The organism is Phytohabitans kaempferiae (genome assembly GCF_042433955.1).
Classification (GTDB): Bacteria; Actinomycetota; Actinomycetes; order Mycobacteriales; family Micromonosporaceae; genus Phytohabitans; species Phytohabitans kaempferiae.
Genome location: NZ_JBHLUH010000007.1, coordinates 125,920 through 145,656, shown reverse-complemented (window position 1 = coordinate 145,656; position 19,737 = coordinate 125,920). Strand labels below are relative to the sequence as shown.

General features: G+C 71.9%; 20 protein-coding genes. 10 read left to right on the top strand and 10 right to left on the bottom strand.

The genetic code is table 11. From position 1 onward, the window contains the following. Positions 1 to 299: 299 nt before the first annotated feature. From ACFFIA_RS06490 to ACFFIA_RS06475, 4 genes are read right to left on the bottom strand one after another with little or no spacing between them, the layout of a single operon-like run. Positions 300 to 1,097: an enoyl-CoA hydratase/isomerase family protein gene (locus ACFFIA_RS06490; protein ID WP_377246938.1), complete on the bottom strand. Its 798-nt coding sequence runs from the start codon at positions 1,095 to 1,097 to the stop codon at positions 300 to 302. 7 nt (positions 1,098 to 1,104) lie between these two features. Continuing rightward, a complete protein-coding gene (locus ACFFIA_RS06485) occupies positions 1,105 to 2,217 on the bottom strand; it encodes an acyl-CoA dehydrogenase family protein (RefSeq protein ID WP_377246935.1) in 1,113 nt (370 codons plus the stop codon). Between the two features lie 14 nt (positions 2,218 to 2,231). Continuing rightward, on the bottom strand, positions 2,232 to 3,428 hold the full coding sequence (locus ACFFIA_RS06480; protein WP_377246932.1) for a CaiB/BaiF CoA transferase family protein: 1,197 nt from the start codon (positions 3,426 to 3,428) through the stop codon (positions 2,232 to 2,234). Then, positions 3,425 to 4,696, bottom strand: a complete 1,272-nt coding sequence (locus ACFFIA_RS06475; protein ID WP_377246929.1) for a hypothetical protein — start codon at positions 4,694 to 4,696, stop codon at positions 3,425 to 3,427. The genes ACFFIA_RS06480 and ACFFIA_RS06475 overlap by 4 nt, the downstream gene beginning before the upstream one ends. Before the next feature lie 77 nt (positions 4,697 to 4,773). Between ACFFIA_RS06475 and ACFFIA_RS06470 the strand changes: the two genes are divergently transcribed. Both ACFFIA_RS06470 and ACFFIA_RS06465 read left to right on the top strand, forming a co-directional pair. Next, positions 4,774 to 5,505, top strand: a complete 732-nt coding sequence (locus tag ACFFIA_RS06470) for an enoyl-CoA hydratase/isomerase family protein (protein ID WP_377246926.1) — start codon at positions 4,774 to 4,776, stop codon at positions 5,503 to 5,505. 67 nt (positions 5,506 to 5,572) lie between these two features. Next, positions 5,573 to 6,871: an acyl-CoA dehydrogenase family protein gene (locus tag ACFFIA_RS06465; protein WP_377246923.1), complete on the top strand. Its 1,299-nt coding sequence runs from the start codon at positions 5,573 to 5,575 to the stop codon at positions 6,869 to 6,871. 80 nt (positions 6,872 to 6,951) lie between these two features. Here the strand turns inward: ACFFIA_RS06465 and ACFFIA_RS06460 are convergent, their stop codons facing one another. Further along, positions 6,952 to 8,079 carry an acyl-CoA dehydrogenase family protein gene (locus tag ACFFIA_RS06460; protein ID WP_377246920.1) on the bottom strand — a complete coding sequence of 376 codons (1,128 nt, stop codon included), beginning with the start codon at positions 8,077 to 8,079 and terminating at the stop codon, positions 6,952 to 6,954. A gap of 2 nt (positions 8,080 to 8,081) precedes the next feature. Then, positions 8,082 to 9,131 carry an acyl-CoA dehydrogenase family protein gene (locus ACFFIA_RS06455; protein ID WP_377246917.1) on the bottom strand — a complete coding sequence of 350 codons (1,050 nt, stop codon included), beginning with the start codon at positions 9,129 to 9,131 and terminating at the stop codon, positions 8,082 to 8,084. Between the two features lie 75 nt (positions 9,132 to 9,206). Between ACFFIA_RS06455 and ACFFIA_RS06450 the strand changes: the two genes are divergently transcribed. Further along, positions 9,207 to 9,962, top strand: coding sequence for an enoyl-CoA hydratase/isomerase family protein (locus ACFFIA_RS06450; protein WP_377246914.1), 756 nt, complete (start codon positions 9,207 to 9,209; stop codon positions 9,960 to 9,962). On the opposite strand, the gene ACFFIA_RS06445 is transcribed toward ACFFIA_RS06450, so the two are convergent. Continuing rightward, a complete protein-coding gene (locus ACFFIA_RS06445) occupies positions 9,919 to 11,490 on the bottom strand; it encodes an AMP-binding protein (RefSeq protein ID WP_377246911.1) in 1,572 nt (523 codons plus the stop codon). The genes ACFFIA_RS06450 and ACFFIA_RS06445 overlap by 44 nt on opposite strands. Continuing rightward, positions 11,487 to 12,071: a VOC family protein gene (locus ACFFIA_RS06440; RefSeq protein ID WP_377246908.1), complete on the bottom strand. Its 585-nt coding sequence runs from the start codon at positions 12,069 to 12,071 to the stop codon at positions 11,487 to 11,489. The genes ACFFIA_RS06445 and ACFFIA_RS06440 overlap by 4 nt, the downstream gene beginning before the upstream one ends. A 23-nt stretch (positions 12,072 to 12,094) precedes the next feature. Here ACFFIA_RS06440 and ACFFIA_RS06435 point away from each other — a divergent pair, with 23 nt between their 5' ends. Beyond that, complete coding sequence (locus ACFFIA_RS06435) at positions 12,095 to 12,856, top strand: FadR/GntR family transcriptional regulator (RefSeq protein ID WP_377246905.1); 762 nt, start codon at positions 12,095 to 12,097, stop codon at positions 12,854 to 12,856. Positions 12,857 to 12,864: 8 nt separating this feature from the next. On the opposite strand, the gene ACFFIA_RS06430 is transcribed toward ACFFIA_RS06435, so the two are convergent. Beyond that, positions 12,865 to 13,254, bottom strand: a complete 390-nt coding sequence (locus tag ACFFIA_RS06430) for a nuclear transport factor 2 family protein (RefSeq protein ID WP_377246902.1) — start codon at positions 13,252 to 13,254, stop codon at positions 12,865 to 12,867. Between the two features lie 91 nt (positions 13,255 to 13,345). Here ACFFIA_RS06430 and ACFFIA_RS06425 point away from each other — a divergent pair, with 91 nt between their 5' ends. The 6 genes from ACFFIA_RS06425 (at position 13,346) to ACFFIA_RS06400 (ending at position 18,819) form a co-directional block, all read left to right on the top strand. After that, positions 13,346 to 13,597, top strand: a complete 252-nt coding sequence (locus ACFFIA_RS06425) for a hypothetical protein (protein WP_377246899.1) — start codon at positions 13,346 to 13,348, stop codon at positions 13,595 to 13,597. Beyond that, entirely contained in the window at positions 13,594 to 15,342 is a 1,749-nt protein-coding gene (locus tag ACFFIA_RS06420; protein ID WP_377246896.1) for a UGSC family (seleno)protein, read from the top strand. The genes ACFFIA_RS06425 and ACFFIA_RS06420 overlap by 4 nt, the downstream gene beginning before the upstream one ends. After that, on the top strand, positions 15,339 to 16,052 hold the full coding sequence (locus ACFFIA_RS06415) for an enoyl-CoA hydratase/isomerase family protein (RefSeq protein ID WP_377246893.1): 714 nt from the start codon (positions 15,339 to 15,341) through the stop codon (positions 16,050 to 16,052). Before ACFFIA_RS06420 ends, ACFFIA_RS06415 begins: the two co-directional genes overlap by 4 nt. A 72-nt stretch (positions 16,053 to 16,124) precedes the next feature. Next, the gene (locus ACFFIA_RS06410) at positions 16,125 to 16,919 is read left to right on the top strand and encodes an ABC transporter ATP-binding protein (protein ID WP_377246890.1); all 795 of its coding nucleotides are present in this window, start codon (positions 16,125 to 16,127) and stop codon (positions 16,917 to 16,919) included. Then, complete coding sequence (locus tag ACFFIA_RS06405) at positions 16,916 to 17,770, top strand: ABC transporter permease (RefSeq protein WP_377246887.1); 855 nt, start codon at positions 16,916 to 16,918, stop codon at positions 17,768 to 17,770. Before ACFFIA_RS06410 ends, ACFFIA_RS06405 begins: the two co-directional genes overlap by 4 nt. A gap of 23 nt (positions 17,771 to 17,793) precedes the next feature. Continuing rightward, the gene (locus ACFFIA_RS06400; protein ID WP_377246884.1) at positions 17,794 to 18,819 is read left to right on the top strand and encodes an ABC transporter substrate-binding protein; all 1,026 of its coding nucleotides are present in this window, start codon (positions 17,794 to 17,796) and stop codon (positions 18,817 to 18,819) included. Between the two features lie 61 nt (positions 18,820 to 18,880). On the opposite strand, the gene ACFFIA_RS06395 is transcribed toward ACFFIA_RS06400, so the two are convergent. After that, positions 18,881 to 19,675, bottom strand: coding sequence for a FadR/GntR family transcriptional regulator (locus tag ACFFIA_RS06395; protein ID WP_377246881.1), 795 nt, complete (start codon positions 19,673 to 19,675; stop codon positions 18,881 to 18,883). Positions 19,676 to 19,737 lie beyond the last annotated feature (62 nt).

Below are 19,737 nucleotides of genomic sequence, written 5' to 3'. Positions count from 1 at the left end.
ACGGACCGCCTCCCCGCCTGGTCAGCCCGGACAAGGGGCTTTGTCGGGGACATAGCCCCTTGCTGCCGGTTTGAAGGGGCTATGTCCCCGACAATCGCCCACACACACCTGCCAGGTCCGGCGCGGCAACCACCGTGCCCGGCGTCCACGCCGCGAGTCGCGTATCCCGGCGTCCGGCCAGCTGTGGGCGCACCGGTGCGCCCAGCTCGATAGCTTCCCCAACACGCAACACCAGGCCCGGCGGCGCGACGCCTCGACTCGGAAACTCCATAGCTGCTTGGACGGAGCTTCGACCAGGGTTAGCGGACCTTCCAGCGGGGTTCGCGCTTCTCGACGAACGCCTGCGGGCCCTCGGTCTGGTCCGGGTGGCCCCACACGCTGACGAGGTGCTGCGCGCCGACCCGGCAGGCGTCGGTCAGGCCCAGCTCCAGCGCCGCCCACAGCGCCTTCTTCGTGGCTGCCATCGCGGCCGGCGAGTTGCGCGCGACCTTCTCGGCCAGTTCCTGCGCCGCCTCGCGCAGCTTCTCCGGCGGGTCGACGACCTGGCTGACCATGCCCAGCTCGTACGCGCGCCGCGCGGTCAGCCGCTCGTGCGAGCCGACCAGCGCCATGCGCATCACCGCCTCGAACGGCATCTTCTTCGCCAGTCCGATCATCTCGATCGCGGTCACCTGGCCGACGCTGACGTGCGGGTCGAAGAACGTCGCGTCGCTCGCGGCAATCACGATGTCGGCGTCGGCGACGAAGTGCAGTCCGCCGCCGGCGCAGACGCCGTTGACCGCGGCGATCACCGGCTTGTTCACCTTCTGGTGCCAGGACGTGAAGTGCAGATCGAAGTCGACCATGCTGTCCTTGTAGCGCTCGAAGCCCTGCCCGTCGGTGGCGATCTCGCGCAGGTCGGCACCGGTCTGGAAGGCCCGCCCCTCGCCGGTCTGTACGATCACCCGCACCTCGGGGTCGGCGTCCAGCTCCAGCCACGCGTCGGCCAGCTCGTCGCGCATCGCGTTGTTCATCGCGTTGAGCGCCTCGGGCCGGTTGAGCACCAGCCAACCGACGCGGCCCTGCCGCTCGAGCTTGAGCGTCTCGTACGTACCCATGCGTCTCCTAGCTGATCTCGTGGTCGAGTATGGCGCCCAGCGCCGCGACGTGCTCGCCGACGGTCCCGAGCAGGATCGCGTTCACGCGGGCGCGCTTGAAGTACAGGTGTGCGTCGTGTTCCCAGGTGAAACCGATGCCGCCGTGCAGCTGGATCGCCTGAGCGGTCATCCAGGTGGCCGCCTCGGCAGCCACGAGTGCGGCGAGCCGCGAGTTGCGGGCCAGGTCGGCCCCGGTGGAGCGGGCCGCCGTGTAGACCCCCGAGCGGGCTGACTCGACCTGGATCAGCGCGTCGGCCAGGCGCTGCTTGATCGCCTGGAAGGAGCCGATCGGGCGGGCGAACTGGATGCGCGTCTTGACGTACTCGACAACCGTGTCGAGGCTGCGCTGGGCGACGCCGGTCTGTTCGGCGGCGAGCAGCGTCCGCGACATGTCGGCCGCCGCGGCCAGCGCGGCGTCGCAGCCGGGCGCCCCGACGATCTTCGCGGGTACCCCGTCCAGGTGCAGCCGCGCCATCTTGCGGGTCTGGTCGAGCGTGACAAGCGGTTCGGGGCGCAGCCCGGGCGCGCCGGACTCGACCGCGAACACCCCCGGACCGTCCTCGGTGCCGGCGACGACGAGCACCAGGTCGGCGGCGGCGCCGTCGACCACGTGGTGCTTGGTCCCGTCGAGCCGCCATCCGTCGCGGTCCGGGGTCGCCGTCGTGGCCATGGTCGCGACGTCCCAGCGGGCCCCGGCCTCGGCGAGCGCGACCGTGGCGGTCAGCCGGCCCCCGGCGATCGGCGGGCCGTACCTCTTCAGCTGCGCGGCGTCCTCGACCGCGAGCAGCAGCGGCACCGCGAGCACCGCGGTGGCGAACAGCGGTGCGCAGGCGAGGTGCGCGCCGCACTCCTCGATCGCAACGGACAGCTCGGCCAGGCCCAGCCCCGCGCCGCCGGCGTCCTCGGGGAGCATGAGCCCGGCCAGTCCGAGCTGCCCGCCGAGCAACCGCCAGGTCCGCTCGTCCCAACCGCGTGGGGTTGCCATCGCCGCGCGTACCTTGGCGGACGTGCTCGCCTCGGACAGTGCGCCGCGCACGCTGTCGCGGAACTCCTCGAGGTCCTCTTCGGAGGTGACGGTCATGGTCGCTCCCGGGTTCACACGATCTCCGCCGCGCGCAGGTCGGCGATGGCCGCGTCGTCGTAGCCGAGCTCGCGCAGTATGGCGTCGGTGTCCTCGCCGAGTGCCGGCACCGCGCCCGCCGGGGTGTGCCACGCGGAGGTGACCGGCGGGGCCAGCGGCGCGGTCACCGGTCCCTTCGGTGCCGGCACGGTCAGCCAGCGGTCCCGCGCGGCGAGCTGGGGATGGTCGGCGACCTCGTCGAGGTCGTTGACGAGCGCGGCACCGAGGCCGGCCCGGTGCAGCAGGTCGACGGCGGTCGCGCTGTCGAGTCTCGCGAGCACGGCGCCGAGTGCGGCGTCGATGTCGCCGCGGTGCGCGACGCGGGCCTCGTTGGTGGCATACCGAGGATCGGTGCCGAGCTCCGGGCGGCCGAGCACGGCCGTGGCCAGCCGTACCCACTCGCGGTCATTCTGCACGCTGACCGCGAGCAGCCGCCCGTCGGCGGTCGGGTAGGCGTCGTACGGGGCGATGGCCGGGTGGCTCATGCCCGATGTGAGGTCGGGTGTCGCGCCGTGCTTGCGGACCACCAGCGGATAGCCCATCCAGTCGGCGAGCGCGTCGAACATCGAGACCTCCAGCGTGGCGCCCTCGCCGGTGCGCTGACGGTGCAGCAGCGCGGCGAGCATCGTGGAGAACCCGAACATGCCGGCTGCGATGTCGGCCACCGCGATGCCCGGCTTGATCGGGCGGTCGCGGCTGCCAGTGATCGCCGCGAGCCCGCCCTCGGCCTGCACCAGCAGGTCGTACGCCTTGCGGTCGCCGAACGGCCCGCCGGTGCCGTACCCGGAGATCTCGCAGACCACCATCCCGGGGTACGCGTCGCGAAGGCTCGCCCCGTCCAGGCGCAGCCGAGGCGCCGCGCCCGGAACGAGGTTGTGCACGAACACGTCGGCGCGGGCGAGCAGCGCGTCGAGCACCGCCCGGCCGGCGGGCGCCTTGACGTCGAGCGTCAGCGACTGTTTGTTGCGGTTGGCCCAGGCGAAGTGCGCACCGGTGCCGTTGGCGTACGTGTCGAAGTGGCGCGCGAAGTCGCCGCCGTCCGGGCGCTCCACCTTGACCACCCGGGCGCCGAGGTCGGCAAGCTGGCGGGTGGCGTACGGTGCGGAGACCGCCTGCTCCATGGAGACGACGAGGGTCCCGTGGAGCGGGCCGGAAGGGGCGGGCGGGCTCACGTGCGGTCGAAGTGGGTGATCGCGGCCCGCAGGGCCTCGTCGAGCGTGCGCGCGCCACCGATCGGCGCGGGCAGCCGCACCGGTCCGTGCTCGCGGCTGGGCAGCAGCACGGTGGCCGAGGCGGGTGCGGTGATTTCGCCGCGCTGGTTGGTCGCGGCCAGCTCCAGGTCCACCGCGGGGTGTACGCCGTTGGCGTCGGTCATCAGGTGCTTGCGTACCACCCGGCCGGTGATCCACTGGACGTCGCCGACGTAGTTGAACTGGCGGAACTCCACGCGCAGCTTCCATAGCCAGGCGTCGTCGCCCATCCAGTCGGTGCACGCGTGGATCATCCAGGTCTCGCGCATCCGCCCGTAGTCGAATGTGGACGGATTGCCGGACCGGCGGGCGAACTCCGGGTCCCAGTGCACGCGCTGCATCGCGTCCCACACGCCGAGCGGGTCGCGGTGGTAGAAGCGGGGGATGCGCCGGCGGTTGCGGTACGCGAGGCGCAGCGCGCTGACTCCGTACATTCCCATGCCCATGCCGGTGTGCCAGACGACCATGTCGGTGACCGTGAGTGGACCCTTGACCCGCGGGTCGATCGCGTCGCCCTCCTCGACGTCCTCGAACCAGCGTGGTTCGGCGCCGCGCGGCTTCTCGGCCTCGTACTGGGCGTCGATCTCGGCGAGCTGTTCGTCGGTCCACGGCTCGACGGCGACGCTCTCGTTCTTCTTGCGCTTTCGGGCCTCGGTGCGTTCGGTGCGGATCATCAGCCGGTACTGGCCGGACAGCAGCGTGCCGTCGGCGTCGGCGAAGACGTTCGCGTTCCACTCGTGCACCGCGCGCCCGCTGAACTCGCTGGGCTTGTCGAGCACGCCGACGAGCGCGTTGCGCCGGTGTACGCCGTGGTTGGCGCGCAGCGGCTCCCACCACTCGCGCAGGCACGCGGAGTAGAAGGCGTGGACGCCGCGCAGCGGATCGCCCTTGAGCTCGTGCTGCCGGGCCAGGTCGTCGGCGGTGAGCACGTCCTCGCCGACGATGCTGTCGCCGCCGACCATCGGGGGCGGCGCGATCGGCTCACCCCACCGGGAGGCCGTCGCGTACGCGGGATCGCACCACAGCGGGTTGTCGTCGCCGTACGACCGGGCGACGATGCGAAACGTGTCAGTGCCCGGGCGCAGGTAGTGGGGCGGAACCGGGTTCGGCTGGGCGATGCCGATCCGCGCCCGCAGCGCCGCCACGCCTTCGTCAGTGATGCGTGGAGGTGCCTTCTCGTCCACGACCATGCGCCGCTCCTTCGGTTGGCTTTCTTTGTTATCTTATACTAGATAGCAATGCTGGGGTCGAGAGAGGTGGTACGGCGGTGTGGCAGACCCTGGTGGTCGAGCGCCGCGGCACGGTGGGCTGGCTCGTCTTCGACCGGCCAAAGGTCGGCAACGCGATGGACGCGGTGATGATGGCCGAGCTGCCCCGGGCGTGGCGCGAGCTGGACGCCGACCCGGAGGTCGGGTGCATCGTGGTGACCGGAACCGGCCGTGCCTTCCACACGGGACTCGATGTGGCGGCGCTGGCCCGCGACCGGGAGAGCCTGCGCGAGCAGAGCCGCCGCACCCGGGACGCCGCGCTGCGGCTGACCGGGTGGCACCTCGGCGTCCGTACCCCGGTCGTGGCCGCGGTCAACGGTGTCTGCGCCGGAGGTGGCCTGCACTTCGTGGTGGACGCCGACGTGGTGATCGCGGCCCGGCACGCGACGTTCGTCGACCCGCACGTGAGCGTCGGGCAGGCCAGCGCCTGGGAGGCGATCGGGCTGGCGCGGCGCGGCGCGGGCACGGTCGCTGCCCGGGTCGCGCTGATCGGCGCGCATGAGCGGCTCGACGCCGAGCGCGCCCGCCAGCTCGGCCTGGTCAGCGAGGTCGTCGACGGCGACGTGCTGACCGAGCACGCGCAGCGGTTGGCGGAAGCGATCGCCAGCAACGACGCCGCCGCTAACCAGGCCGTGAAGCGGGCGCTGTGGCGGGCGCTGGAGCTGGGCCTCACCGACGCCCGCGCGGCGGCCGTCGCCTCGGCTCCGGCCGCTGACCAGGAGGACTCATGAGCGAGCGAATCATCAGGCGCGGTGCGGTTGGAGCCTCGTGCCCGCCCGCGGCGAAGCGAGGACGGGCGTGAGCGTGCGCAGCGAACTGGCCGGTCCGACTGGGCCGGACGTCGACGTGGACACCGCCGTCGCGGCCGTCCGGGAGTGGGTGGCCGCCACCGTGCCGAAGGCCTGGCGGGACGCCGGGGAGCGTGGTGGCCCGCGGGCCGTGCGGGCGATGCGCGCGGTCGCGGAGTACCAGGAGTGGTATCCGGCGTTCGGCCGCTCCGGCCTCGTCGTGCCGGCCTGGGAGGTCCGGCACGGCGGTCTTGGCTGGCGGCGGCCGGTCGCGAGCGCGGCCGAGCAGGTGCTGCGCCCGTACCACCTGCCGCGCCTGAACCCCTTGGGGCTCAACCTGGCCGCGCCGGCGCTGTTCGCGCACGGCACGCCCGAGCAGCGCGACCGTTTCCTCGGCCCGATCGCGCGGGCCGAGGAGATCTGGTGCCAGCTGTTCAGCGAGCCCGGCTCCGGCAGCGACCTCGCCTCGCTTGCCACGCGGGCCCGGCGCGACGGCGACAGCTGGGTCGTAGACGGGCAGAAGGTGTGGACGACCTGGGCCAACCGCGCGGACTACGCCGTGCTGCTCGCCCGCACCGACCCGGACGTGCCCAAGCATCAGGGCATCACGTACTTCCTCGTCGAGATGCACCAGCCCGGTGTCGAGGTGCGGCCGTTGCGCCACATCGGCGGCGAGGCGGAGTTCTTCGAGGTGTTCCTCGATGGGGCGAGGGTGCCGGACAGCCGGCGGGTCGGCGAGGTCGGCGCCGGGTGGACGGTCGCGCAGGCGACGCTGCGCGGCGAGCGGCAGATGGTCTCCGGCTCCGGCTCGGGTGGCGTCGACCGGATCGGCGGCGGCAGCGCCTCGCAGTTGGTACGGCTGGCCCGCGCGCGGTCGGCCGGTGGGCTGCCGGGTGGCTGGGACGACCCGGTGACCCGGGAGCGGATTGTCCGGCTGTGGTGCGAGGAGCAGGTGCGCACCTGGACCAACCAGCGGATCCGAGCGCGGCTGGCGGGCAACCTGCCACCCGGGCCGGAGAGTTCGATCGGCAAGGTGCACGGCACCGACCTCAACCAGCGGATCCAGGCGGCCGCGGCGGACCTGCTCGGCGGTGACGCGATCGCGTGGCCGGGCTCCGCGGCCACCCCCGACGAGTATTGGGCGGGTATGCCGGCCGAGGTGCGCGGGATGCTGCGCAGCCGCGCGAACACGATCGAGGGCGGCACCACCGAGGTGAACAAGAACGTCATCGCCGAGCGGGTGCTGGGCCTGCCCAAGGAGCCGGACCCGTTCAAGGGCCGCCCCTGGCGCGAGCTGCCGCGCAGCTGACCGGCCCCGTGATCGAAGCTCCCCCCTTCCAAGCAGATCAGCTGCTGCGAAGGAGCTTCGATCACGGGCGGGGCGCGGGGTCAGGCGCGCGGCAGGCCCAGCACCCGTTCGGCGACGATCTGGCGCTGGATCTGCTCGGTGCCGCCGTAGATGGACTGCGCCCGCGACCAGAGGTAGTCACCGAAGGGCTGCGGGCCGCCGAGCACGAACGACGATCCGAGCAGATCGACGAGTACGTGGTAGAGGTTCTGCTCGACCTTCGTCGACAGCAGCTTGTCGACCGATCCCGCGGAGCTGTTGGCGGAGCCTCTGCTCTCCAGCGATCGCTCGACGTGCCAGCCGAGCACTTCGACGTCCGCCGCGGCGGCCGCCAGGCGCTCCACAGTGGACCGATCGGCGGTGAGGTCGCCCGAGGCGAGTGCCGAGCGGACGCCGGCGACGACGTTGCCGAGCCGGCCGACCCAGCCCATGTCGGCTGGTCCGCGCTCGTACGTCAGCAGGTGCATCGCGATCGTCCAGCCCTGCCCCCGCGCGCCGAGCAGGTTGGCCGCCGGCACCTCGACGCCGTCGAAGAACACCTCGGCGAACTCCCGGCTCCCGCTGGCCAGCGTGATCTCGCGCCGGTCGATGCCGGGCGAGGTCATGTCGACCACGAGCATCGACAGCCCGCGGTGCCTCGGCTGGTCGGGCTCCGTGCGGGCGAACAGCAGGCACCAGTCGGCCCACATCGCGCCGCTGGTCCAGATCTTCTGCCCGTTCACGATGAAGCGGTCGCCGTCGGCGTGCGCGGTCGTGGTCAGGCTCGCCAGGTCGGAGCCGGCGCCGGGCTCGCTGAAGCCCTGGCACCAGATCTGCGTGCAGGCCACCAGCGCGGGCAGCGTACGCGCCTTGAGGTCGTCGCTGCCGAAGTCGGCCAGCGCGTGGGCGAGGTGCCCGATCGGCGGTGGCGGCGGCGCGGACGCGAGCGCCAGCTCCGTGTTGATTACCGCCTCGTACCGGTCCGGGAGGCCACGCCCGCCGTACTCAGCCGGCAGCGACACGCCGACGTAGCCGGCGGCGGCTAGTGCGCGGTGCCAGCGCTGGGTGTTCTCCAGTGCCTCCGCGCTGTGGTATCCGGTCTCGCCTCGGTGGGCGTCGAGGTTGGCCGTGAGCCACGCGCGCAGGTCGGCCCGGAACCGCGTCACCTGGGGGTCGTCGGAGAAGTCCATCGTCACACCGTCCCGGAGGCGTTGCCGGCCGGGGCGAAGCCGCCGGCCAGGACCGCGTGGTGCTGTCGCTCGCTGCCCAGCACGAGCCGGTCGGCGTGCGCGCGGCGCAGCCAGACATGAGCCGGCGACTCCCAGGTCATCCCGATGCCACCGAAGACCTGGACCGCGGTCTCGCACACGGTGACCGCGGACCGTGACGCGTACGCCTTGGCCACCCTGGCGACCCGCAGCGCCTCCGCCCCCGGCAGCGCGTCGACCGCCCACCAGGCGCGGTACGCGGCGGTGCGGCTGGACTCGACCAGTACGTGCGCGTCGGCGAGCAGTTGCTGCACGGCCTGGAAGGCACCGATCAACGTACCGAACTGCCGGCGTGCCCGGGCGTGGGCGAGCGCGGCGTCGAGCGCCGCCCGCATGGTGCCGAGCAGGTCGGCCACCAGCAGGCTCAGCGCGAGTGCGGTCAGCCGGTCGCCGGTGTCCGCGTCCGGGATTCGCGGCTCGAAGGACTCGGGACGCGGCTTGCCGAGCGGCCGGACCGCGCGGGTCAGGTCTGCGTACGGAACCGGTGCGCCCAGCGCGTACAACCGGCCGGTGTGGGGGAGTAGCGCGGCCTGCGCGCCGGCCGCGTCCCACGCGAGCGCGTCGCCGCGGTCGGTGTCGCCGGCCAGCGACCGCAGGTCGGGGTCGAGAGCCGGTGCGACCCGCAGCGTGCCGGCGGCTACGTCCTCCAAGACGGCGGCGGGCGCGCCGGATGTTTCGAGCTGCGCGGCCGCGATCATGGTGCCCAGCACGGGCGCCGGCACCGCGTGATATCCGAGCTGCTCGGCCACGACCCCCAGGTCGACCGCGCTCGCACCGGCACCACCGTGCTCCTCGCGCAGGCCCATCGCCAGCCAGCCGGCGTCGACGACGAGCGCCCAGGCGGCCGGGTCGGGGACCGGCGGGTCGACGTCGGCCGGCCCGCGCCCCCGGTGCCATCGGCCGGCGAGCTCGGCGGCGAGCTTGGCCGCGGCATCGCGTAACGCGCGCTGCTCGGCGCTGAACTGTACGTCCATGATCCTCCGACGCTATGATATATATCTTTCATAGCTATACTCTCTATCTTTCATAGAATAGCAGGAGGGGACGCCGTGCCGGAACACCGGGCTGTGACCGTCGAGGTCGCCGACCACGTCGCCTGGATCACGCTCGACGACGTGGAGCGCCGCAACAGTCTCAACCCCGTCCTGGTCGCGCAGCTCGCGGCGGCGTGCGGTGAGGTCGGCCAGGATCCGGAGGTACGCGTCGCGGTGCTGCGCGCCAACGGACCGGTCTTCGCGGCCGGCGGCGACGTCCACGCGCTCGGTACGCCCGCGGAGGATCCGATCGGCGTGTATGCGGGTTTCCGTGCGCTCGAAGCGCTCCCGGTACCGGTGGTCGCGGCGGTGCACGGCCCGACGATCGGCGCGGGCGTGAGCTTCGTGCTGGCCTGCGACGTGGCCGTGGCGGCGGAGAGCGCGACGTTCGACCCGCGCTTCCTCGACCTCGCGATCCACCCCGGCGGCGGCCACCTGTGGAAGCTCGAACAGCGCGTCGGGCGCCAAGGCGTCGCGGCACTGGTACTGCTCGGTGACACGCTGACCGGGCGCCAGGCGCAGGAGAGCGGTCTGGTCTGGCGGTGCGTGCCCGACGGCGGCCTGGACGCCGAGGTGCGCCGCCTGACCCGCAAGGTCGTACGCCGCGCGCCGGAGGTGGTCCGGCGGGCCAAGTCCACGATGCGGTTGAGCCGCGCGATCACCGACCCCCGGATGGCCGCCGAGGTCGAGCAGATCCACCAGGAGTGGTCGATGCGGCAGCCCGCGTTCACGGCGGCGGTGGCCGATCTGCGCGCCCGGCTGGCGCGGTAGCGGCGGCCCGTTCGGCGAGTTCGGCGCGGGCGACCTTGCCGTGCGGTGTACGCGGCAGGTCCTCCACGAGCCATATGTGGCGGGGCACCTTGAAGTTCGCCAGGCGCTCGCGGCACCATGCCGCGAGCGCCTCACTGTCCATATCGGACGCAACGACGTAGGCGGCCGGCACCTCGCCGAGCCGGGCGTGCGGCACGCCCACGACCACCGCCTCCCGTACGGCGGGATGCTCACCGAGCGCGTTCTCCACCTCGGCCGGGTAGACGTTGAACCCGCCGACGATGACCAGGTCCCGGGCCCGGCCGGCCAGCCGGACGTAGCCGTCGTCGCCGATCCGGCACAGGTCTCCGGTGCGCAGCCAGCCGTCGCGCAGTGCGTCCGCGGTGGCCTGTGGATCATCGAGGTAGCCGGCCATCACGTTGTAGCCGGCTACCTCCAACTCGCCGACCCCGTCCGGCCCTGGCGCGTGCACCCGCGCCCGGACGCCGTCGATGGGCCGCCCGATCGTGCCGCAGACAAGGTCGACCGGGTCGCCCCGACGGGTCATCGTGCACACACCGGTCGCCTCGGTGAGCCCGTACCCGATGACCACGTCGCCGACGCCGACGTCGCGCAGCAGGCCGCGGACCAGCTCTGGCGCGACGACCGCCGAACCGATCACCGCGGTCCGGATGCCGAGGTCCCCGGGTAGCTCGCCGGCGCGCCGGGCGGCGAGGACGTACGCCTGCGCCGTCGGCGGGGCGTTCAGCACGGTGACCCCGCCGCCCCGGACGAGCGTCACGATCCCCGCGGCCGACACGACCGGCAACAGCTCGATCGTCGCCCGCGCGTGGATGCACGACACCAGCCCGGTCTTGAAACCGCCGACGTGCGCCAGCGGATAGAGCACCGGGTACCGGTCGCCGCGGCTCAGGCCGACCACGCGCGCCCAGGTGCGCGCGGTGCCGATCATCGGCGCCTGCTTCAGCAGCGCGCCCTTGGGCCGGCCGGTGGTGCCGGACGTGAACTGGATCGCCGCCAGGGGCGACGGCTGGGCCGCCTGGCCCGGTCCAGCGCCGCGCACCAGCTCGGCCCAGTGCCGCGGGCCCGCTGGTGGCGTGCCGCGGTCGGGGTCAGCGCCGGGCTCGCCGTCGATCACGACCACGGTGGCGTCGCCCGCGATCGGCAGCACCTCGTCGGCCAGCCGCCGGTCGGCGGTGTGCGCGGAGGCGACCACGTACCGGCAGCGCACTCTCGGCAGCAGCTGACCCACCTCGCGGGCGGTGTAGCGGGGGTTGAGTGGCACCAGCACACCGCCGGCGACGATCACCGAGAGCATGACGACCGCGCAGTCTGCGGTGTTCGCGGCCCAGACCGCGACCCGGTCGCCGGGTGCGAGGCCGTCGCGCAGCCACGCCGCCGCGCCCGCGCGGACGGCCGCGTCGAGTTCCGCGTACGTGTAGCGGCGCGGGCCGCAGACCAGCGCGGTGACGTCCGCGGCGTCGGCGGCGGCGGCCGCGAGCAGCGCGTCGAGCGACTCGCCGGTCATGCCGCGTCCGCCGGGAGCCGCGTCGCCGGGGTGTCGGGGTAGACGAGGTGGTCGCCGAACGTCGCGCGGAGCGTCCCGGCGCGCCGGGCGTCGAGCAGCTCCAGGCACCACGGCACGTCCGCGGCGTGGTGCTCGGTGTACGCCCAGAACCCGGCAACATCGTCCACTGTGGGTAATGCGCCGGTGCCGCGTATCATCGCGGCCGACGCGACGTCGACCGGGGAGTACGTGACCTCGACCGAGTCGCCCAGCGCGTGCAGCGCCCGCGTCAGGTCCGCGACCCAGAACGCCAGGTGGTGGATGCCGGGGCCGTGCTCGGCCAGCCACAGCGCGGTGCGCGTCTCGCCGTGGTGCGGTTCGACCAGCTCGACCGAGGTGTCCGCGAGCCGGGCGAACGCGATGCGCGAGAACGCCGGCCCGGCGACCGCGCCGCGAAGCTTGGTCGTCCCCGGCTCCTGCGTGATCTCGCGTACGGCCCAGGACGTGATCCCGAGCGCGGCTCCCCAGGTACCCCGGAACTCGTCGATGTCGCCGACCGCGAACCCGACATGCGAGAGCCGGACGATGCCGATGTCGTTCACTACCGCCCCCGTACCATCTGCTGATGCGCGATCCGACGGCGAACGCCGGCCGCCGCCCGAAGCTCTCGCTCGAGGTGGCCCGCCAGATCGTGGCCACCATGGCCGAAGACGGCATGGGGCCCGGCGACCGCTACCTGCCGGAGGCGGAGGCGATGCGCCGGCACGGAGTCGGCCGCGGCACTTACCGCGAGGCGCTGCGGTTCCTCGAGGCCCAGGGCGTGATCGTCATGCGGCCTGGTCCGGGCGGAGGCCCGGAGATCGTGGCGCCCGGCTGGCAGCACCTGGCCTCGACGATCGCGCTGCTGCTGCAATTCGGCGGGGCGCCGCTGCGCGCCGTGCTCGATGCCAGGGTGGCGATCGAGCCGGGGATGGCCGAGCTCGCCGCCCAGAACGCCACCGACGAGGAGGTGGCGCGGATGGCGGCCGACCTCGACACGATCGAGGGCGTGGTCGGCTCCTACCCGGAGTTCGCCGCGGCGTACGAGCGGTACTGGCGGCACCTGGCCGCGAGCAGCCACAACGAGCTGTTCGTGATCCTGTCGCCGGCGTTGCGCGCGGTCGTCAACAGCTCGGGTTTCGTCCCCGACGAGCCGTACCGGCTGGAGGTGTTGCGCCGGCTGCGCGCGGTGCACGAGGCGGTCGCCGCGCGCGACCCGGGGCGGGCGGGCGCGTTCATGCGCGAGTTGGAGGAGGAATTCGGTCGCCGGCTGCGCAAGGGCTACCCGCGCCGGATCGAGCAGGTCGTGGCCTGGTCCGCCGTGCACCGGTTCACCGATCCCGCGTAGCGGCGCGGTCATCCGGCCCGGCTGACGCGCCGGCTGATCCGCCAGCCGTCCGCCGTCCGCACCAGGTCGTCGGTGTAGACGCCGAACAGCTTCACCGCCGGCGCGTTGGCCGTGTCGCCGAGGAAGAGGAAGTACGAGACGGCGGTCGCGCTGTCTCCGTCGACGGTCACGTGCATCGGGGTGACGAAGTGCCGCGTCCCGGTGCCGGGACCGCTGACGCCCTGGGCGCGCCGTCGTCGCGTGGCCTCGATGATCTCTTCGACACCGGTCTGCGTGCTCTCGCCCATCGTCCAGATGGCGCCGGGCGTGTAGAGCGCCCGGTAGTCCTCCGGTGTCCCTTCGTCGGCAAGGTGGGCGGCTCGGCCGAGTAGGGAACGGATCAGCGCGTCGTCGGACATGCGGACCTCCTAACAGGGCAATGATAGAAACATTGACTTGATGGCGAGGTCAAGACTAGGTTCCTAGATTAGGTCGACGACAGGAGGAACCATGTCACTGACGTCCCTCGGTGCGGAGATCGTCGCCCAGTTCGACCGGATGGTCCGCCGCGACGGCGGCCAGGTCGTGCTCCTGGAGAGCGAAGGCGAGGTGCTGCGCGTCGGCTACCGGCCCGGCAACGCCGGCCCGGACTGCCAGGACGACGTGTGCGTACTGCCACAGCAGGAGCTGCACCAGTTGATGTCCGAAACCCTGGGGCGTCGCCGTCCCGGTGCCGAGTTGGTTGTGGAGGTACTGCCGTGACCCAGACGCAGCCGCGGGTTCAGGCCGCGCCGTCGACACAGACGCTGACGATCGTCAACCCGGTGGCCACGCCGCGCTCGCACGCCGGCGGTGACCGGTTCCCGCCCGCGCCCCGGCCGGCCACCCTCGACGGCGCCACGGTCGCGCTGTACTGGAACGGCAAGCAGAACGGGCTCGACGCGCTCGCCCGTGCCCGGGAGCTGATCGCGGAGCGGTTCACCGGCGTCACGTTCGTCGAGCTGACCGGCGCGCTCGGCGGCACCACCCGCTACCTCGACGACGAGCAGCTCGCGTTCATCGAGCGGCAGGTTGACGCGGTGGTCGCCACCACCGCCGACTGCGGCAGCTGCTGTAGCTGGCTCGTGCGCGACCTCTGCGAGGTCGAGCGGCGCGGGGTGCCGGCAATTGGCTACACCGCCGCCATCTTCGACGAGGACGCCCGGTTCAGCGCGAAGACGTTCGGCGTACCCGAAGCCTGCCCGCTGATCGTGCCGGACTGCTTCTCCAACAAGGGCACCGACGAGATCCGGACGATGGTCGACGACTCGTTCGACGAGCTGGTCGAGCTGCTCACGACGCCGCGCGCGGTGTACGACGTGCTGCCCGAGTTCGACTCGATGGTGCTGGAGGGCGCGCCGGAGCTGCACTTCGACGGCGCTGATCTGATGGACGCGTTCGACGCGATGCAGCGGCGGTTCGTGGCCAACGGCTGGAGCGACGGGTTGCCGCTCGTGCCGCCGACGCGACGCAAGGTGGCCGCGATGGTCGAGGCGTCCGGGCTCGACGGCGCACACGAGGTCGGCGACTTCGCTCCCGGCTTCGGCATCGGCACCGTCGAGAAGATCGCCGCCAACGCGGTGATGGCGGGCTGCCGGCCGGAGGCGATGCCGGTGCTGATGGCGGTCATGGAGTGCGTGCTCGACCCGTCCATCGGGTTGCGCACGTGGGCGATGTCCACTGGCCCGCAGGCGCCGCTGATCCTCGTATCCGGGCCGATCGCGGACGAGATCGGTATGAACCGGGGCATCTGCGCGCTGGGACCGGGCTCGATCTCCGAGGTCAACGTCGCCATCGGCCGGGCGCTGCGGCTGGTGATGATGAACGTCGGCCTGTCGTACCCGGGCATCACCGACATGGACACGATCGGTACGCCGATGAAGTTCTCCGCCTGCGTGGCCGAGAACGAGGAGCGTACGCCGTGGGAGCCGTGGCGGGTCCAGCAGGGCTTCGCCCGCGAGCAGTCCACCGTGACCGTCAACGTCCCTTATGGAATGACGGAGTTCTTCGACTTCCAGAACTCCGATCCGGACAAGCTCGTCGAGAGCTGGTCGACGCTGACCGCGCACGCGGTCGGCACCCCGTCCGCGGGCGCGTGGCTCATCAAGAAGGACGCGCCGCTGTCGGCCGGCTACCCGTTCCACGGCGCGTTCTCCAACATGCTGCTGATGGCGCCGGACCACGCGGCGGCCTTCGCGGACGCGGGCTGGGGGCCGGCCGAGATCCGCGAGGCCATCCACCGGCGTACCAAGCTGCCGTTCCGTCAGGTGATGCTCAACCAGTCGATGCCGGCGTTCGAGATCTCCCACCCCGAGCTGCGGTGGCTGCTCGACGCACCCGAGACACCGGTGACGGTCAACCCGTCGGCCGACTGCTTCGAGTTCTTCGTCGTCGGCGCGAAGGCCGGGCGCAGCCAGTTCTGCTTCGGCGGTACGAACTCGGTGACCCGGCCGGTGGCCAAGCCGTGATCAGGGTCGAGACGCCCCGGCCGCACGTGGCGCTGGTGACGCTCGACAAACCGGCCCGCCGCAACGCGCTGGACCTGCCCGGGTTCCGGGCGCTCTCGCGGGCCTGGCGCGATGTCGCGGCGGACGGCGCCCGGGTCGCGGTCGTGACCGGTGTACGGGACTTTTCCTCCGGCGCCGACCTCAAGACGTTTCCGGACGACGTCGCCGCCGCCCTGCGCGGCGGCGAGCTGCCCGAGCACCTGTGGGGCGACATCCACGGCGCGATCCTGCGCGACAGGGTGCTGCCGTTTCCGGTCGTCGCCGCCATCGAGGGCATCTGCTTCGGCGCCGGGTTCGAACTCGTCGGCGCCACCGACATCCGTATCGCGGGCGACACCGCACAGTTCAGCACGCCCGAGGTGGGCCGCGGCTTCATGGCCAGCGGCGGCACCGTCGCCCGGTTGCCGCGCCAGATCGGATACGCGGCCGCGATGCAGGTGCTGCTGACCGGCGCGCGGTTCGGCGCGGAACGCATGCGGGAGTGGGGCTACGTCAGCGAGGTGGTCCCGGCCGGCACCGCGCTGGACCGGGCGCTCGACATCGCCGAGCTGATCGCCGCACACCCGCCGGCCGCCGTACGCGCCATCAAGCGGGCGGTCGGCGAAGGGGTACGCGGCACGCTTGCCGAGGCGTACGCGATCGAGACCCGGGCGGCCGACGAACTGTTGTGAGCCACCGTCCAGGCGCTTTCGACACCTTGTGTTTCATGACTATGACATCTATCTTCTACATCATTACATTCGTTGACCGAGAGGCTGGTCGTGGCTGAGCCCGCTGTCAAAGTCGAGATCGGCGACGTCGGCAAGGTCTTCTCCACGCGCGCCGGTTCGGTGGAGGCCCTGTCCGGCATCACGCTCGACGTGCGCGACGGCGAGTTCCTCTGCCTGCTCGGCCCGTCCGGTTGCGGCAAGACCACCCTGCTGCGCATCGTGGCCGAGCTGGAGCGGCCGTCCAGTGGTGTGGTCCGCATCCGCCATGACGAGCCGAGCCGTACGCTGTCGGCCGTCGTCTTCCAGGACTACTCGGTGTTCCCGTGGAAGACGATCCGGCACAACGTGATGTTCCCGCTGCTACAGGCCGGAGTCCGGCGGGCCCGGGCGCGCGAGGTCGCTGACCACTGGCTCGCTCAGCTCGACCTCGCCGCCTTCGCCGACGCGTACCCGGACACCGTCTCCGGCGGGATGAAGCAACGCGTGGCGATCGCCCGCGCGCTTGCCGTACGCCCCGAGCTGCTCCTGATGGACGAGCCACTCGCGGCGCTCGACGCGCAGCTGCGCCTGCTGCTACAGGAGAAGCTGCTGGAGCTGTGGCAGGCCAACCGCAGCACGGTCGTCTTCGTCACCCACTCGATCGACGAGGCGCTGCTGCTCGGTGATCGGATCGCGGTGATGAGCGCCCGACCCGGCCGGATCTCCACCGTCGTGGACGTGCCGTTCCCCCGGCCCCGCGACCCGGACCGGATCCGCTCGTCGGAGGACTTCGCGAAGCTGCGCGACGACATCTGGCACCGGCTGCGCAGGGAGTTGCAACCAGCATGACCGGCACGACATACGAGCCCGCGACCACCGTCGACGAGCGGACCTGGCGGTCGCTCACCCCCGGCCCGGTCGAGCGCGACCCGCGCGGGTACGCCCGCCGGCGGCGGCTGCTCGAACGGGGACTGGCGGTGGCCGTACCCGTCGTGCTCATCGCCGTCTGGCAGATGCTGGCCAGTCGCGACGTACTGGAGAACAACTACTTCCCGGCGCCGAGCGTGATCGTGTCGGCGTGGGGCGACATCATCGCGAACGGGGTGTACCCGGAGGCGGTCGGGGCGAGTCTGCGACGCATCGCCATCGGCTACGTGACCGGCAGCCTCAGCGCGCTCCTCCTCGGACTGGCCATCGGCTCCTGGCCGCTGCTGCGTGCCGCGCTGGAGCCGACAATCTCGGCGCTATACACGATCCCGAAGCTGTCGATCCTGCCGCTGCTGCTGCTCGTGTTCGGCCTCGGCGAGACCACCAAGGTACTGCTCGTCGCGCTCACCTGCTTCTTCGTGGTGCTGATCAGCACGATCGACGCGGTCCACGGCGTCTCACACCGCTACCTTGACGTCGGCCGCTCCTGCAAGGCGTCGTTCGCGGCGACGCTGTGGCACATCACGCTGCCGGCGGCACTGCCGCAGATGCTGACCGGGCTGCGCCTGGCCTCCGGCCTCGCGGTGATCGTCATCGTGGGCGCCGAGTTCGTGGCGGCCGACGCGGGACTCGGGTTTCTGGTATGGAACTCCTGGAACCTCGGCGTGCCCGAGCACATGTACGTCGGCATCGTTTCCATCTCGCTCATCGGCGTCCTCGCGAACCTGTTGCTGCGCGGCGTCGAGCGGCTGCTGACCCCCTGGAACCGCTGACCGACGAAAGGAAGAACGCCGGCATGAGAGTACGCCGTCTCCACGCCGCTGTCCTTGTGCCGATCCTCGCCCTCGGTGTGCTCGCCGGGTGCGGCTCCGACGACGAGGAACCGCCGGGCGGCACGACCGGACCCAAGACTCTGGAGGTCGGATACATCCCGGGCGCCTCGCTGGCACCCGCGTTCATCGCCGACGCCCTCGGCTGCTACGCCGAGCAGGAGCTGCAGATCAAGTTCCAGCCGATCAACAACCCGGCGGACGCGATCGCGTTCCTCGCCAACGGCCGGATCCACGCGTACGTGGGCTCCCCGTCGGCCGGCCTGTTCAACCAGGTCTCCCGCGGCGCGAACCTCAAGATGGTGGCGTCGCTGGGTTCGATCAACACGCCGGCCGGCGAAGACCCGCCCAGCGCGCTGTTCGGCGGCAGCGGCATCGGGACCGTGCAGGACCTGCGGGGCAAGCGGGTCGCCGTGCTCGGCAGTGTGGGCACCGCCACCTCTTACCTGCTCGGCAAGTCCCTGGCGACCGGTGGCCTCACGTTCGCCGACGTCGAGCTGGTGCCGCTGGCGGTGGCCGACATGGTGCCGGCGCTCAAGAACGGCAGCATCGCCGGCGCGATGCTGATCGCGCCGTACACCCAGCAGGCGGTCGAGCAGGGCGCCGGCAAGGCCATTGTGGACTCCAAGCAGGCGTACGGCACGAGCACCACCGCCGGTGTGATCTACGGCGACGACCTGCTGAAGGACGACCGTGCCACCGGTGTCAAATACCTGACCGCGGTGGCCTGCGGCGCCAAGCGGATGCAGGGCGATTGGCGCGAGGACGCGGAGGTCGTCAAGGCGCTCGCGACGTTCATGAAGGTGCCGGACACCACGATCAGCGGCGGCGGCCTCTACGTCTTCGACCCGACGCTGACCGTGAACGAGGACACGCTGACCGAAATGCAGGAGATGTTTCTGGCGGTCAAGGGGACGCTCACGTACACCGAGGTCGTTCCCGCCGCGAACCTGGTCGACGACGAGATCCGCCGCCAGGCCGTCGGCGCGTAGACGTGATCAAGGCTCCTAATGAGCTGATCGAGAGGAGCCTTGATCACCGGGGACCGCGTGGCTACGAGGAGCCCAGGTCGAAGGCGTCCAGGAGGTTGGTGTTGACGTTGCCGTCGACGGTGCCGAGACTCGAGCGCCGGGTGGCGGCCAGGTGAGCGGTGGCCAGACGGACTGCCCGCTCGCGGTCGCCGGCCTCGATCGCGTCGACCAGCTTTTCGTGGTCGCGCAGGGCCGCCCGCAGCGACCTGCGCCCCATCGGGGACGAAGGGTCGGCCTCGGCGTCGACCAGTGTGGCCTCCGACCAGACGCTCGACTCGTGCGCGGTCCAGAGCGTCTCCAGCGCACCGATGATCACGATGATCGTCTCGTTGCCGCAGTTGGCGACCAGCGCCTCGTGGAAGCGGCGGGCCAGGATCGGGAACTGCACCGGGTCGTCGAACGCGTCCTGCTGCTCCTTGAGCGCCTTGCGCAGCGCCGGCACCGAGGTCTCCGCCCGGTCGGGGCGGGTGGCGCACAGCGCGGCGCAGGTCGGCTCGATGTTGAGCAGGGCCAGGCTGACGTCGCTCATCGTGGTCTGTCGGGTCTGCAGGACCATGCTGATCGTGCGGGCGATGCGCATCGGCGTCGGCAGGTGCACGACCGCGCCGCCGACGTTACCGCGCCGCACCGAGATCAGCCCCTCGGTCTCCAGGATCCGCATCGCCTCGCGGACCGCCGGCAGGCTCACCCGGTACTCGTTGAAGAGGTGCTCCTGGCGGGGCAGGCTGTCGCCCTCGGTCAACCGGCCGGACAGGATGTCATCGCGTAGCTTCGCCGCGACGATCTCGGCCAACCTCGGCTGTCGTAGTTGTCGCACGGGGTCCCTCTCGCACCTAGGCTTCGACGCAGACTTAATGCCACCGCTCGGCTAGTCAAGGC

What these genes read in the sequence shown, in the direction of transcription:
- ACFFIA_RS06490 (WP_377246938.1), bottom strand. Translation starts at nt 1,097, where the DNA reads ATGGGTACGTACGAGACGCTCAAGCTCGAGCGGCAGGGCCGCGTCGGT.
- ACFFIA_RS06485 (WP_377246935.1), bottom strand. Translation starts at nt 2,217, where the DNA reads ATGACCGTCACCTCCGAAGAGGACCTCGAGGAGTTCCGCGACAGCGTG.
- ACFFIA_RS06475 (WP_377246929.1), bottom strand. Translation starts at nt 4,696, where the DNA reads ATGGTCGTGGACGAGAAGGCACCTCCACGCATCACTGACGAAGGCGTG.
- ACFFIA_RS06460 (WP_377246920.1), bottom strand. Translation starts at nt 8,079, where the DNA reads ATGGACTTCTCCGACGACCCCCAGGTGACGCGGTTCCGGGCCGACCTG.
- ACFFIA_RS06455 (WP_377246917.1), bottom strand. Translation starts at nt 9,131, where the DNA reads ATGGACGTACAGTTCAGCGCCGAGCAGCGCGCGTTACGCGATGCCGCG.
- ACFFIA_RS06445 (WP_377246911.1), bottom strand. Translation starts at nt 11,490, where the DNA reads ATGACCGGCGAGTCGCTCGACGCGCTGCTCGCGGCCGCCGCCGCCGAC.
- ACFFIA_RS06435 (WP_377246905.1), top strand. Translation starts at nt 12,095, where the DNA reads ATGCGCGATCCGACGGCGAACGCCGGCCGCCGCCCGAAGCTCTCGCTC.
- ACFFIA_RS06430 (WP_377246902.1), bottom strand. Translation starts at nt 13,254, where the DNA reads ATGTCCGACGACGCGCTGATCCGTTCCCTACTCGGCCGAGCCGCCCAC.
- ACFFIA_RS06425 (WP_377246899.1), top strand. Translation starts at nt 13,346, where the DNA reads ATGTCACTGACGTCCCTCGGTGCGGAGATCGTCGCCCAGTTCGACCGG.
- ACFFIA_RS06405 (WP_377246887.1), top strand. Translation starts at nt 16,916, where the DNA reads ATGACCGGCACGACATACGAGCCCGCGACCACCGTCGACGAGCGGACC.
- ACFFIA_RS06400 (WP_377246884.1), top strand. Translation starts at nt 17,794, where the DNA reads ATGAGAGTACGCCGTCTCCACGCCGCTGTCCTTGTGCCGATCCTCGCC.